The organism is Paenibacillus sp. EKM212P (assembly GCF_011066115.1).
Lineage (GTDB): Bacteria > Bacillota > Bacilli > Paenibacillales > Paenibacillaceae > Paenibacillus > Paenibacillus polymyxa_B.
In genome coordinates, this window is sequence record NZ_JAAMNR010000003.1 from 674,178 (window position 1) to 688,045 (window position 13,868).

Below are 13,868 nucleotides of genomic sequence, written 5' to 3' on the forward strand. Positions count from 1 at the left end.
CCTGTAACCTCCTTAGTGTATAACGGCGGTCTAGCTGGCATCCGCATCTTTCACCATTGTCCGAATATAAAAGTAGCCCATAAAAGAACACAGTAAAAACATAAACACTGCCATTGCACTGGCCGTATGCGTCTCCTGATAGCTGGAAAACACCTGCTGCATCGCAACACCCAGCACTTGTGGTGAGTTGGCACCGATCAGGAAGGGAGCCGTAAAGCTTCCCATGATTCCCATGAAAATGAAGGTCACCGCAACCCACATCGTTTTGTAGGAAAGGGGTAAAATAAAGCGACCAAACAGCTGCATCGTGCTGGCTCCGGCATCTCTGGCACTTTCGACGACAGCGTTTGGAATACTGGCAAGTGCCGAGCTCAGCAGCATGGTTGCGAACGGAATGTTGAACCACAAATTAGCCAGCACCAGCCCTTTGTAGTCATAAATAATCCTCGGAATCGTCTCAATGCCGAGCGGCAGCAAAAGACGTGCGGCCCAACCGTGATTGCCATACATTGTAATGATCGCATACGTTGCAATTACACCGGGAACAAACATCGGAATAAAATACAAGCGGCCTATCCACTTCACGACAACTCCTTTGCCGAATCTCAGATAAATCGCCAAAGCATAGCTGATGACCAGAGTAAGGGCCGTCGAGACTAACGTGACATTAATGGTATACATGATATTTCTACGCATGGCAGGTTCCGTGAACAGCCGAATATAATTGGCCAGACCGTAGCCCGTTCCATATTGATCAATCAAGCTTTCCTTCACGGCATAGAGAATCGGAATAATAACGACGACCAGCAAAATGAGAAAAGACGGGATGACCAGAGCAAGCCCCAGCATCCCCCTTTTGGACAATGAACTCATCCTCAACCGCCCGCTACTTCACTTTGCCAGCGTTTGTAGATTTCCTGCTGAAGCTCTCCGCTGTTAAAGCTGCGGTATCCAGAAGATACACTGTTGAATTTCTCTTGCAGCTCCGTTGGCATCAGATTCCACTTAATCCCTGGATAGCCATACATTTTATTAATAACCACCGTTTGCGCTTCGGGCGTCAGTATATAATTCAAGAATTCCTGGGTTGCTTCTTTTTTGGAGGAAAGTGAAGGAACCATCAGATAAGAGGGGCCACCTGTAAAAGCAGGGTCGATCTGTGTCAGCTTCACCGTGTCTGGAAGCAGCCCTTTTGCCAGTTGTTCGAGCGCCATATCAGACCAGGCTGGGACCATGTCTACCTCTCCACTTGCCAAAATATCAAGCGTGCCTTGGTTCTTCTTAGGATAGACTCCTTTTTGGTACATTGAAGGGCCCAGTTCCTTGAGCAGTGAAAAACCTTGATCCCATTTTTTCATATTTGCCGGATCATCACTGTTCATCGCCTCTGGCGGAAGGAAATTATAGATAACCGTGTTCACAAATGAGCTGCCTGATCCACCTGTGGACGGGTCATTATAGGCGAACTTGCCCGGATGCTGGCGAATCCACGTGTACAGCTCGTCGGCTGTTTTCGGAGGTGTCGCTACTTTTGCACTGTTATAGGCAAGGACAACCGAAGAAGCACGGTATGGAATGGCCTGATTGTTGACTTGCTTGAGATACGTTTCATCCACATTCTTCAAATTTGGAACTTTGGCAGCGTCCACCGTTTCCCACAGTTTTTCGCCTACCCCTTTAGTGATGTCATCCAGACTGCCTTCGTACAGGTCGATATCTGTATCGGTTTGTCCGCTTTTCTTGGCTGCGATCAGACGGTCCAGTGTAGATGCACCTCCGGTTCCTGCTGGCAAATACACCAGTTTGACCTTAACGTGATCATTTTTAGCTTCAAAGTCCTTGATTAACGTTTCCCACAGCTCTTTGACGTTCAGAGACCCTCCAGTGTACAGGGAGATTTCCGTCGTTCCCGTAGCGGCTCCCGCTTTGGTAGACTTGGCTTCCCCTGTAGCCGTAGCGGCATTACCGCCGTTTCCACAGCCAGCCAACAACGATAAACTAAGTACCCCTGCCAAAACCAGACCCATATTCTTTTTCCCAAACACGTTGTTGCCTCCTTTAGATAGTTGCACAAGTTCGCAGCATCACCAGATGATGCGTTCGTGATGGACATTGATGCGATATAGAGGTTGATCGTGAATCTTCACTGTGCTGCTGGAAAAGTAACAATTTTACTGAAGCTGAATCTGATGTGCTCTCCACTGCGCAGCTCGGTCGCTCGTTCACGCGGCACAAACATTTTCAGATGATGGGTACCGCTATCCAGCGAAACTTCCGCATAATGCCCGAGAATCATCACTTGTCTGATCGTTCCGGCTAGAGAACCTTTTTCTTCCGTCGTCAGAACAATATCCTCTGGCCTTACACCAACCATGGATTCACCCGTGTATTCATACTCTTGTGCAAACGGTATTCCGCTCACAGAGACACTGCGACCTGTACTCACCCCCTTTAATAAATTGATCCGGCCAATAAAACCTGCTACAAAAAGTGACTGTGGCTTGTCATAGATCTCCTGCGGTGAAGAAAGCTGCTCAATCCGGCCCGCATTCATAACGACGATGCGGTCGGAAATGGACAGCGCCTCCTCCTGATCATGGGTGACGAACACCATCGTCATCCCCGTCTGGTTCTGGATATCGCGCAGCTCCTCTCTCATCTCCATACGCAATTTGGCATCAAGCGCGGAAAAGGGCTCGTCCAGCAGCAATACATCAGGCTTTAGCAGCAAAGCCCGAGCGAGTGCTACCCGCTGCTGCTGACCTCCCGAGAGCTGTCCCGGCGTTTTACGCTCTGCGCTCTCTAGCCGAACCAGCGCTAGCGCTTCCTTCAGCTGACGGTCAATCTCTGTCTTCTTCACCTTTCGAATCTTCAACCCGAAAGCCAGGTTGTCATACACGGTCATATGCGGCCACAAATTATAGCTTTGGAACACCATAGCCGTCGGACGCTTTTCGGGCGGCAGCTTGAGTACGCTTTTACCCTGAATCTGAATGTCGCCACTGTCCGGGTCCAAAAAGCCGCCAATGGAGCGAAGCACGGTTGTTTTACCACAGCCGGAAGGTCCCAGCAGTGTCACCAGCTCTCCCTTCATCACGTCAAGTGAAATGCCTTTGACTCCGTCTCCTGTCTTGAAGCGCTTGGTTAACTCTTGAATGGATAATTGAATGGGCATTAGCTTAGGCTCCTTTTTCAGGATTTTACAAACTCCTCTTTTGACCAATTACGTTATTTCACCTGAAATCCGCCTGCCAGTACATCGGCACTTACAAAACGCTTGGCTGCCAATAGCAGAATGATCGTTGGTAGGGTAAGAATGACTGAGAAAACAGCGCCTGTTGTGCTCGGATAATCAGCAATGATGGAATACATGATGACCGGCATTGTTTTATAGTCCGGCGTTCCGACAAGGAGTGTCCCCTGTGCTTCATCCAGTGAAGCAAGAAAGGTAAAAATGGAGGCGACCACAATGCCGGGCAGCGCCATAGGAAAGGTGATTTTCCAAAACACCCGAAATGGTCCGGCTCCGGCATCCCGCGCTGACTCCTCCTGTGCACGATGTACGCTGCGGAAGGCAGAGGAAGGAATCCAGGTCATATACATGAGCGTGTTTACCATATGGATAAGCACAATGCCTGCAAAGGTGTTCATCAACCCGAATTGGTAGAATAGTACGGCAATAGACACATACAAACCCATTTTCGGAAAAGCATGCGTAAGCAGGAATGAGAAAAGAAACCACTTACTGAGCGGGAAAGAAATTCGTGCAAAGGCATAAGCAGCAGGAATACATACGATAATGGAGCAGACCGTAACGGTAATCGCAATCAGGAAGGATAGGGAAATCGAGCTGAGTACATCATCCTGGGTAAGTACAAACTTCCACCATTCCAGTGACAAGCTCTGCGGGAGCGGTGCAGGATACTGCCATTTTCCCGAAACCGCCAAAAGGAGAAGGTTGGTCAGAGGTCCCAGGAAAAAAATGACGAAAATGACAAGCACGATGAATTCCACAATTTTGCGTGTGCCGAGTGAGCGAAGATACCAGTTCATAATTCATCCCTCTCAAGACGTCTAGACGTCCGAATCTCTTTTCTATTTGGATTATAGAGAGGGTTTGTTATCACAAATCGACAAGGAAGATAAGATTATGTAAAGGGGGAGTAACCATTTAACACTTCACAGAATAAAAAAAGAGAGAGGCTGCTAACAGCCTCTCTCTTTGAACGTGTATCAATAGCTATATCATTCTTGTCCTACAAATAAATCGGAAGCACCTGATTCGTTTGATCGCGATTACGCCCAACCGAGAAAATAGCGATTGGGATACCTGTCAGATCAGACACACGTTGTACGTAATTGCGTGTAGTCTCAGGCAGTTCCTCCAGCGTTTTCACACCAGTGATGTCTTCGCTCCAACCTGGCATTTCTTCATATACCGCTTCGCATTCCGCCAGCATTTTCAGGCTAGCCGGATAATGCGTAATCACCTCGCCGCGGTACTTGTAACCTGTGCAAATTTTCACCGTTTTCAGGCCAGTCAATACGTCCAGCGAGTTCAGGGAAAGACCCGTTAACCCACTGACACGACGGGCATGACGCACAACGACGCTGTCAAACCAGCCCACACGACGAGCACGACCTGTAACCGTACCGTACTCATGACCTGTTTCACGAATGTAATCGCCGACTTCATCGTTCAGCTCAGTTGGGAAGGGTCCATCACCTACACGAGTTGTGTACGATTTAGCTACACCGATGACTTGTTGAATCTTGGATGGTCCCACACCGGAACCAATACATACGCCGCCAGCCGACGGGTTAGAGGACGTAACGTATGGATACGTACCTTGGTCGATATCGAGCATAACGCCTTGCGCACCCTCAAACAGTACCTTTTGATTTGCGTCAATCGCATCATTCAATACGACAGACGTATCGCCTACATAAGGACGGATAAATTCAGCATATTCCAGATACTGTTTCAGTATTGCTTCTACATCCAATGGCTCGCCGCCATATACTTGTTCAATCACTTGATTTTTTTCTTTCGTTTGGTGGCGCAGCTTCTTTTCGAATTCCTCTGCATCCAGCAAATCAGCAATACGAATACCGTTACGTGCAGCTTTATCCATATAAGCAGGGCCAATCCCTTTACGGGTAGTACCAATTTTGTTAGGACCTTTGCGGTCTTCTTCCAGCACATCCAGCGTCATATGGTACGGCATAATCACATGTGCACGGTCACTAATGACCAAATTTTTCGTAGAAAAGCCATTATCATGAATGTAAGTAATTTCTTCAATAAGAGCGGCTGGATTGACTACCATGCCGTTGCCAATAACACACTTTTTATCTTCATAAAAAACGCCGGATGGAATCAGGCTCAGCTTGTACTTTTTACCGTCAATGAGAATCGTATGACCAGCATTGTTTCCGCCTTGGTAACGGGCCACCACTTCAGCGCTTTCCGCCAGATAGTCCGTGATTTTACCTTTGCCTTCGTCTCCCCATTGTGTTCCCACAACGACTACAGTTGACATGTTTCATTCCTCCGTGGAGTGCCCACAGACACTCTGATTTTGAGCTGACACACTACGCATATCCGACTTCAACCGCCTGAGCGAGCAGATATGGAGCGTTCTCGGACAGCAGGAAAAAACGTCCGTCGCAGACATTCCGTAGGTTCGGAAAGCCCCGGGCGTAATGATCTCCCCACTGCGTTGAAGCAGCACTATAAGTGTAACAGCACCATTTTTTAAAGTCAAATAAAAAGCGAACATTATATTACATGAAAATAGTATTGTTCGTAATTGAGAGTTTCATTCCTTATATGAAAATACGTGAATTCTATAAAAAAAGACCCTTTCGAGATCGCGAAATCCGCGTCGAAAGAGCCTTTTCTAATGATACTAATATGTTATCCGGCGAACGCATCCGAATGGGCACGCTCGTAATTAGCGAATTTATTATAATTTTTGAGAAAGACCAATTCTACCGTACCGACCGGGCCGTTACGCTGCTTGGCAATGATAATCTCAATAATATTCTTCTTTTCTGTTTCCTGATTATAGTAATCATCCCGGTACAGAAACGCCACGATATCAGCATCCTGCTCGATAGAACCCGATTCCCGCAAGTCACTCATCATTGGCCGCTTGTCTTGACGCTGCTCCACACCCCGACTCAGCTGGGAGAGGGCAATTACAGGCACTTCAAGCTCACGAGCGATTTGCTTCAATGTCCGTGAAATTTCGGATACCTCCTGCTGGCGGTTCTCGCCTGCTTTGCCTCGTCCGTGGATCAGCTGCAAGTAGTCAATTACGATCATACCCAGTCCCTTTTCCGCTTTGAGACGGCGGCATTTGGCACGGATATCAGCCACAGTGATGCCAGGCGTATCATCGATATAGATTTCCGCCTCTGACAAGGCTGCAATGCCCATCGTCAGCTTCGCCCAATCGTCGTCACCTTTAAATTCACCTGTCCGCATGACGTTCGCGTCCAGATTGGCCTCGGCGCAAATCATCCGCTGCACGAGCTGAGCGGCCGACATCTCCAGACTGAAGATGGCTACTGTCTCTTTTGCCCGAACTGCAACGTTTTGCGCAATATTCAGAGCGAACGCTGTTTTACCTACGGATGGACGGGCGGCCACAATGATCAAGTCATTGCGCTGGAAACCCGCCGTCATCTTGTCCAAATCAACAAATCCAGACGGAATTCCGGTCGTATTGCCCTTATTCTGATGCAGCAATTCAACGCGGTCAAACACTTCCATCACGACATCGCGGATGGCAATAAAGCCACTACCTGAGCGCCCGTTGGATATCTCCATAATCTTGCGCTCAGCATCGCTCAGCATACCAGCGACATCCTCGCCACTGCTATAGCCTTCGCTCACAATCTGTGTAGCTGCACGAATCAAGCGACGAAGCATCGCTTTTTCTTCAATGATCTGGGCATAGTAATCCACGTTAGCCGCTGTTGGCACCCCGTGAGCCAGCTTCGCCAGATAACTGACACCGCCGATATCCTCTAGCTGTCCCTTGTCCTGAATTTTCGAGGTCAGCGTAACCAAGTCAATCGGCTGTCCGGATTCACCCAGCTCAATCATTGCTTCGTAAATCATCTGATGAGCCTTATCATAAAAGTCCTCGGTCTGCACCCGCTCCATTGCGGTAATCAGTGCTTCAGACTGGAGCAAAATAGACCCGATAACCGCCTGTTCAGCCTCCAGATTTTGCGGAGGAATCCGATCAAAAAATTCGCCGCCCATAATTATTCTTCAGTCACCTGTACTTTCAGCGTAGCTTTGACCTCAGGATGAAGCTTAACGGTCATTTGAGTCACGCCCAACGTACGAATCGGTTCTTCCAGCTCAATTTTGCGTTTGTCCAGCTTGATGCCAGTTTTAGCTACTGCCTCCGCGATTTGCTTGCTTGTAATCGCGCCGAATAGCCGTCCACCTTCACCAGCCTTCGCCTTGAGCTGAACCGTTGTCTCTTCCAGCTTTTTGCCAAGCGCTTGCGCCTCTTCCTTTTCCTCTTGCTTGCGCTTTTCCTCAGCAGCATTCTGATTTTCCAGCGTCTTCATATTTCCTTCTGTCGCTGGGCGGGCAACACCACGCGGCAACAGGAAATTCGCTGCATAACCGTCCGACACTTCCTTAATTTGCCCCTTCTTGCCTTGGCCCTTCATATCTTTAATGAATATCACTTTCATTCAAATAACCCCTCTTCCCCATCAATTTCGGCCAGCACGTCGACCACTCTGCGCTTAGCTTCCTCCAGCGGGCAATCCAGCTGAACCGCCGCATTCGTCAGATGTCCTCCGCCGCCTAGCCGTTCCATGACGACCTGTACGTTCATGCGTCCGAGTGAACGGGCGCTGATCCCCACCAGGCCGTCAGGACGTTCACTGACCACAAAGGAGGCCAGTACATCCGTCATATTGAGTAATGAATCCGCCACCTGAGCAATCAGGAGCTGCGGTATTTTCTGTCCAGGCTCAGTTACCGCAATTGCGATATGCCCATATATCATTTTAGCATGCTTAATAATTTCCGCCTTAGCAATATATTCATCCAAGTCCTCTTTTAACATGCGCTGGATCATAACTGTATCTGCCCCGCTACGCCGTAAAAAGCCGGCTGCCTCGAATGTACGCGAGCCTGTATGCAGGGAAAAATGCTTGGTATCCACCGTAATCCCTGCCAACAGTGATGTTGCCTCCAGCGGTGTCAGTTGGACCTTCTCATGGATATATTGCAGCAGCTCGGTCACCAGCTCACAGGCCGATGACGCATAGGGCTCCAAGTAGATCAGAACCGAATCGTTAATAAATTCCTCGCCCCGCCGATGATGGTCGACAACCACCACCCGACTAGCCGTTTGCACCAGACGCGGCTCAATCGTCATGGAGGCCTTGTGCGTGTCCACCACGACCAGCAGACTGTGCTCAGTCATCAGCTGAAGCGACTGCTCTGGCGTCATGAGCGCTTGCGATAACTTCTCATCCTTGTTTACCTGCTCCATCATTCGGTCGATAGACGGATTGGATTTATCCAGTACGATATGTGCCTCTACATTGTAAAGTGCCGCAGCCTTCCACACACCGATGGCCGCTCCCACCGCATCCATGTCCGGTATTTTGTGTCCCATGATCAGCACGCGATCGCTCTCCTGCATCAGATCACGCAGCGCATGTGCAATGACCCGGGCACGTACTCTGGTCCGCTTCTCGACAGCATTGGACTTGCCTCCGTAAAAGGACAGGCGTTGTCCCGCCTTCACTGCTGCCTGATCGCCCCCACGTCCAAGTGCCATATCCAGACTGGACTGGGCCAGCTCGCCTAGCTCCTTGATGCTCTCTGCACCGAAGGACAAGCCAATACTCAGTGTCATCGGTACTTTCAAATCCGCTGTCATTTCCCTTACGGTATCCAGAATGACGAATCGACTTTGCTCTAGCTCCTGAAGCGCTTTATGATTTAGCATAATGAGATAACGCTCAGAAGATAATCGACGCAAATAAATATTGTACTGATTAGCCCAGGATGTAATCTCGCTTGACACCTTCGCAATAAGCGCGGTGCGCTGCTGATCGTCCATTCCCTGAGCAGCCTCGTCCATATTATCGAGCATGACGATACCGAGCGCCAACCGCTCGTTTTCATACTGCTTGCGTAGCACCGCCAACTCCGTGACTTCATACAAATATATCAGACGCTCATCGGGCACGATCAGAAACTGATAATGACGCTCATCATGCTGTAGCTCCACCTTCAGCTCACGAGCAGGCTCCTTTGTTTCCTTCTTGGTGCTTAGAGCACCTGCGAGTTGAGGGAACAAATCTTGAAGAGACTCACCAATCAGTGATTGCTCCTCGAACATCTCCCCGGCAAACCGATTGTGCCATTCTACCGTTCGATTTTCACTGTATAAAATGATGCCGAACGGCAATGCACTAATCGCTTCCCCTTCCACCCGCTTGATCCGGAAGGAAAGACCGCTGATATATTGATTCAGTTCCCGACGAAAATCCAATTCCGTCTTCAGCATCAGCCCGCCGAGCAAGAATGACAGCAGCAGTCCTATCACACCCAGTTCCCAGTTGTACATGGAAATACATATGACAAGCACCAGCAGCAGTAAAAACGCCCAGACCGTCTGATAGCCGTGCCAGCGTTTTTGTAGAAATTTAGGCATGACTGTTCACCCTATTTCTTTGATCTTGTAATAGCTTCACGCAGCGGAAAGGCCAAATCAATAATACCTATAATGCGGAGCGGCTGGAACACCAGAACGACGAGCGACAGCAGCAACGCAATCACCGGGCTCATTTTACGGCTATGCGTCCAGAAGTATACAAAACCAATCGTCTGGATAATAAAACATGCATGAATCAGCGGTAGCATACTAATGGAAACCATTTGAATCCAGCTGCTATCGGAAGACCCTGCTATCCATTCAATTACAATTGCCAGCAGATAATACCAGATCAGTGCGCGTGGTAGCCTCCACTCGCGGGCAGGCTTCATTTTGCGTACCGGTACATCGAGACTGCTCAATGCCGGACGTGCCAAAGCATGCGTAATCACCGCCAATATGAACGAGGTCACGATCAGCACATACGGAATTTTTCCAATCAACATTGTGCCGAGTTTCTGCGTATCCTCTGCCGTCCAATTCATGTTTGAAAACATCGGATTAGCACTCAAAACCTGCTGTACAATACTTGCCGATATCGCAGCCTGATCACGAAGGTACTGCGAAAGATCAAATCCAAAGGAATACGTAGCGATAAACAGAACAACCAACAACTCGGCTAAAATAACGCCCATCCCGGTCATCAACGCTTGAAAAGCAGGTCCTCCCTTTTTATAAATCCGTCCCATCATTATTGAAGGAATCAGAAAATAAATGGCAGGGAGCAGCGAATACACATCGAGTAGCGCTATAATTAACAGCACCGGTATGACGTGGACCAGAAATCCTTTGAAAGGCAGCGATGAAAACAATACAGCGCCAGGCACAATCAGCAAAAATACGGTAATGATTCTTAATGGTGTCAATAGAGTCAGCAGCAGAAGCAAATAAATGACGCTCCATGCTACAGTTGCCAAGCGGAATTTCAACGTTTTCACCTCTTACGCATATGTTCTTCCAGTGCGGAAATGTCCTGATACCAATCCTCCAGCTGGTGTCCTTCTTTTCTGTGCTTTCTTAGCTTGTCGATGAGTAGATCATCCAATTCACGGTAAGACACTCCAAGGCGCCTCCCCAAAATATAACTGCTCATCACCAAACTCGCCAAACAATCACCGATGCGGGCTGTACTGCCTTCCCACATCGCCTTAAACAGACGGGAGACTTGGTCAAGCACCTCTGTTTTAAGCCATTCAATAACCTTGGCCCGTTTAACTACATCCATTTCTTTAGGCATATGATGAAGAGTCACACCCCTCTGAAAAAGCTTTATTCTCCATTATAGCATATCCTATTCTGAAAATAAGTGTTACCCCGTAGGGTAAATCGTTATTTTCGGACCAGCTTTGCTGCTTATTTTAGCTTGAAGTATTAAGCGATTCCCTGGACACAAATTTTTCACAATACTCAATAATCTGGCTGCGACGTACAATGCCAATAAACCGTTCCATATCATCTACAACGGGCACAAAGTTCTGCACCTTCGCCAAATTAATTAAATCCTCCATGTTCGCGTCAATGGATACGGGCTTCATCGTAACCCGCAACGGAACGTCCTTAAGCATGAACTTAGAAGCGTTTTCAAAGGTGATTTTCCCCTCGGACTCTTTCATATGCCACAACAGATCACCTTCTGTAACCGTACCTGTATATCTACCTTCTTTATCCAAAATAGGAACCGCTGTAAAACGGTGATATTCCATCCGTTCCAACGTTTGCCGTAAAGTAGCATCTGCCGTTACACAAGCAACTTCCTGTTTGGGAAGCAAGAAAAAAGCGATATTCATGAGAAACGAATCCCCCTCAAAATCAAATATAAATCCATTGATTACTCACTGAATGTCCTGCTTGTCGGGAAGCCTCAGCGTCTGCGGGGTTGTATCAGAATCAAGCCAGTTCGCAATGATGAGTCTGGCATATTCAAGTTCCTGTTCATTAGCCCGGTCATAATACAGGCCCTTCTTCTTGAACCCTTCCCCCGTAATCGTAAAACTTGAAATTTGTGGATTCCCCTGCGAAATAGCTTGCTTGCCAAGTCCAGTAATAAAAGTAGGTTCCATATCGGTTTTAAAATTTGCTCCCATAATATCGAGCAGCTCCGGGATCTTGGTAATTCCGTTGATATTCAGCAGCTTATCCGCCATAGCGTTTAAAAATATTTGCTGCCGTTTTGTGCGGTTGAAGTCGCTATCTTCCCGATATCTAACATAATACATCGCTTCCTCACCATTATAAAGCGGCTTGCCCGCCTCAATACGGAACTTGATATGCAGCGGGTTCTTATTCTCAATGGGCTTGTCGATTGGAAGCACAACTCCACCCACTGCATTCACCGCCTCCTGAATACCCTGGAAATTAATCGTAGCATAATAATCGGCCTTATGCTCCATCAACTTCTCTACTGTAGCCATGGACATATCTTCGCCTCCGAACGCATAAGCATGCCCCAACTTATCAAAATCATCCTCGCCATCGCGATTCGGATCATGTCCGGCAATCTGTACGTACGTATCCCTTGGAATGGAAACCAAAAGCACACGCGATTCCGCGGGCCGTACTACTGCATACATAACCGTATCCGAACGACCACGCGCCTTTTCATTTGGCCTTTGATCTGTACCCAGTAACAGCACCGAAAAGGGTTCCTTACGGTAAGCTACTGTCTCTTGCTGCTGCTGTTCCCCAGATTGTCGCGGCTGATAAGATTTCTCCAGCTTGCTTTCCAACGTCGGTGATACAAACCAATCAAAAGCCACCAGTGTCAGCTGTTTGCGGAACAGGTAGCCTCCCACTGCAATCAAAAATAAAACAATACATGAAATATATAGAGCGGTAAACCTCTTTTTCTTTTTTGGCTTTCCACTGGTCCTTCTCTTATGTCTTCTCTCCATAACAGGTACCTTCCTTCTTTCCGTCACAAATCCCATCTCATCATTAAACCAAATTGGTCCCACATGAAGCTGAAACTTCCCCTCAAAGCATAAAAGGTCTACTACCTTGTTGTCAAAAGTGTCATGGCGTGGTCAGCTCCTCGAATTCATACCAAAAAAGGCTTCGACCTCACGGTCAAAGCCCCAATTCATGTTTATATCCGTATCCTATGTAGCTTTCAAAGTCATTTTTCGCCTTAATGTGGAGCCAGTTTCACCAAATTTTGCAGTCTCACCGGGAAAGAAGTCGACAGGGAAAAACCATAATCGAACAACCTCCGTGTCTGCTCAAAACGCTCTTCCTTGCTCGGTGCACCCAGCACCACAGCAACTAGCCGTCTTCCATGCTGCTCAGCTGTGCCCGTGAAGCAGTATCCAGCATCGCTTGTGTACCCTGCTTTCAGTCCGTCCGTTCCCGCGTAAGAGTACGGTCCAGCCAAGGAAGGCAGCATCCAGTTCGTATTACTAATGTAGATGCCTTTATCCTTCAACTCCATTTGTGTACGACTGGACGTTCTCAAAATCTCCGGGTGTGACGTAATCAAATAGGAGGCCAACTTTGCCGTGTCGCTTGCTGTCATTTTCGTTTCTCCCTGAATATCCTCAGGGTGATTCGGCCCCAGTTCACTCTGACCTGCCCCAGACGCATTGCTAAAGCGACTATCGGATGACAACCCAATTTGGGCGGCTTTTCCATTCATACGCTTCACAAAAGCTGATTCATTCCCTGCTGAACGCTCCGCTAACGCGACAGCGGCATCATTCGCTGAATACACAACCATACTCTGGAACAATTCGGATACGGTCATCCTTTCACCATACCGGAGGGAGAGATTTACACCGCCCACTGTACTGGCGTAACGGCTAATTCGCACTTCATCATTCCAGCCTAACCGTCCGGCCCGAATATCCTCCAGCACCAATAGCTCGGTCATGAGCTTGGACATATTTGCGGAAGGCATAGGCGTATCACCGTTCACATCCATCAGCAATTCCCCAGTATGCATGTCCATCAGCACCGCAGCCTCTGCATCCACATTCGGCTTTCCGATCAATAGGCGGGGTCCAAGCGTAATAAAAATCAATATAATAAGTACCGGGACGACAATAGCCCAACGTAACCAGTGTTTTTTCATCATCGTAATAACCTCCATACTTTATTAGACGATGAAAAATCCATTTTGTCTGCAATTTTTCGAAAAAAAGATACAATTTTTTTACCTTTTTT

The 13,868-nt window shown here is 48.0% G+C and carries 13 protein-coding genes; all 13 read right to left on the reverse strand.

All coding sequences use genetic code 11. The features are described from left to right. Positions 1–30 precede the first annotated feature (30 nt). The 13 genes from G9G54_RS12285 to G9G54_RS12345 all read right to left on the reverse strand — a co-directional run bounded on the left by G9G54_RS12285 (position 31) and on the right by G9G54_RS12345 (position 13,779). Complete coding sequence (locus tag G9G54_RS12285) at positions 31–873, reverse strand: ABC transporter permease (protein WP_165178318.1); 843 nt, start codon at positions 871–873, stop codon at positions 31–33. A gap of 2 nt (positions 874–875) precedes the next feature. Then, positions 876–2,045: an extracellular solute-binding protein gene (locus G9G54_RS12290; RefSeq protein ID WP_025723151.1), complete on the reverse strand. Its 1,170-nt coding sequence runs from the start codon at positions 2,043–2,045 to the stop codon at positions 876–878. Positions 2,046–2,143: 98 nt separating this feature from the next. Then, positions 2,144–3,175 (reverse strand): ABC transporter ATP-binding protein, encoded by a 1,032-nt coding sequence (locus G9G54_RS12295; protein WP_165178319.1) that lies wholly within the window; start codon positions 3,173–3,175, stop codon positions 2,144–2,146. 53 nt (positions 3,176–3,228) lie between these two features. Then, positions 3,229–4,053 (reverse strand): ABC transporter permease, encoded by an 825-nt coding sequence (locus G9G54_RS12300; protein WP_023991134.1) that lies wholly within the window; start codon positions 4,051–4,053, stop codon positions 3,229–3,231. Positions 4,054–4,256: 203 nt separating this feature from the next. Next, positions 4,257–5,543, reverse strand: a complete 1,287-nt coding sequence (locus tag G9G54_RS12305) for an adenylosuccinate synthase (RefSeq protein ID WP_029518946.1) — start codon at positions 5,541–5,543, stop codon at positions 4,257–4,259. A gap of 377 nt (positions 5,544–5,920) precedes the next feature. Further along, complete coding sequence (gene dnaB, locus G9G54_RS12310) at positions 5,921–7,279, reverse strand: replicative DNA helicase (RefSeq protein WP_013373892.1); 1,359 nt, start codon at positions 7,277–7,279, stop codon at positions 5,921–5,923. 2 nt (positions 7,280–7,281) lie between these two features. Next, the gene (gene rplI / locus G9G54_RS12315; protein ID WP_013312788.1) at positions 7,282–7,725 is read right to left on the reverse strand and encodes a 50S ribosomal protein L9; all 444 of its coding nucleotides are present in this window, start codon (positions 7,723–7,725) and stop codon (positions 7,282–7,284) included. Beyond that, entirely contained in the window at positions 7,722–9,710 is a 1,989-nt protein-coding gene (locus G9G54_RS12320; RefSeq protein WP_134902030.1) for a DHH family phosphoesterase, read from the reverse strand. Before G9G54_RS12320 ends, rplI begins: the two co-directional genes overlap by 4 nt. An 11-nt stretch (positions 9,711–9,721) precedes the next feature. Continuing rightward, positions 9,722–10,639 (reverse strand): DUF2232 domain-containing protein, encoded by a 918-nt coding sequence (locus tag G9G54_RS12325; RefSeq protein ID WP_165178320.1) that lies wholly within the window; start codon positions 10,637–10,639, stop codon positions 9,722–9,724. A 5-nt stretch (positions 10,640–10,644) separates the two neighbouring features. Next, positions 10,645–10,947, reverse strand: coding sequence for a MazG-like family protein (locus G9G54_RS12330; protein WP_013312791.1), 303 nt, complete (start codon positions 10,945–10,947; stop codon positions 10,645–10,647). Between the two features lie 121 nt (positions 10,948–11,068). Beyond that, a complete protein-coding gene (locus tag G9G54_RS12335; protein ID WP_013312792.1) occupies positions 11,069–11,497 on the reverse strand; it encodes a CBS domain-containing protein in 429 nt (142 codons plus the stop codon). Positions 11,498–11,542: 45 nt separating this feature from the next. Further along, positions 11,543–12,601 (reverse strand): LCP family protein, encoded by a 1,059-nt coding sequence (locus G9G54_RS12340; RefSeq protein ID WP_061830437.1) that lies wholly within the window; start codon positions 12,599–12,601, stop codon positions 11,543–11,545. Positions 12,602–12,837: 236 nt separating this feature from the next. Continuing rightward, positions 12,838–13,779, reverse strand: coding sequence for a D-alanyl-D-alanine carboxypeptidase family protein (locus tag G9G54_RS12345; RefSeq protein ID WP_013312794.1), 942 nt, complete (start codon positions 13,777–13,779; stop codon positions 12,838–12,840). Between the last annotated feature and the right edge of the window lie 89 nt (positions 13,780–13,868).

Excerpts from the sequence above, each read along its gene's own strand:
- G9G54_RS12305 (WP_029518946.1), bottom strand. The coding sequence starts at position 5,543 with ATGTCAACTGTAGTCGTTGTGGGAACACAATGGGGAGACGAAGGCAAA.
- G9G54_RS12340 (WP_061830437.1), bottom strand. The coding sequence starts at position 12,601 with ATGGAGAGAAGACATAAGAGAAGGACCAGTGGAAAGCCAAAAAAGAAA.
- G9G54_RS12285 (WP_165178318.1), bottom strand. The coding sequence starts at position 873 with ATGAGTTCATTGTCCAAAAGGGGGATGCTGGGGCTTGCTCTGGTCATC.
- rplI (WP_013312788.1), bottom strand. The coding sequence starts at position 7,725 with ATGAAAGTGATATTCATTAAAGATATGAAGGGCCAAGGCAAGAAGGGG.
- G9G54_RS12300 (WP_023991134.1), bottom strand. The coding sequence starts at position 4,053 with ATGAACTGGTATCTTCGCTCACTCGGCACACGCAAAATTGTGGAATTC.
- G9G54_RS12320 (WP_134902030.1), bottom strand. The coding sequence starts at position 9,710 with ATGCCTAAATTTCTACAAAAACGCTGGCACGGCTATCAGACGGTCTGG.
- G9G54_RS12330 (WP_013312791.1), bottom strand. The coding sequence starts at position 10,947 with ATGCCTAAAGAAATGGATGTAGTTAAACGGGCCAAGGTTATTGAATGG.
- G9G54_RS12295 (WP_165178319.1), bottom strand. The coding sequence starts at position 3,175 with ATGCCCATTCAATTATCCATTCAAGAGTTAACCAAGCGCTTCAAGACA.
- G9G54_RS12345 (WP_013312794.1), bottom strand. The coding sequence starts at position 13,779 with ATGATGAAAAAACACTGGTTACGTTGGGCTATTGTCGTCCCGGTACTT.
- G9G54_RS12335 (WP_013312792.1), bottom strand. The coding sequence starts at position 11,497 with ATGAATATCGCTTTTTTCTTGCTTCCCAAACAGGAAGTTGCTTGTGTA.
- dnaB (WP_013373892.1), bottom strand. The coding sequence starts at position 7,279 with ATGGGCGGCGAATTTTTTGATCGGATTCCTCCGCAAAATCTGGAGGCT.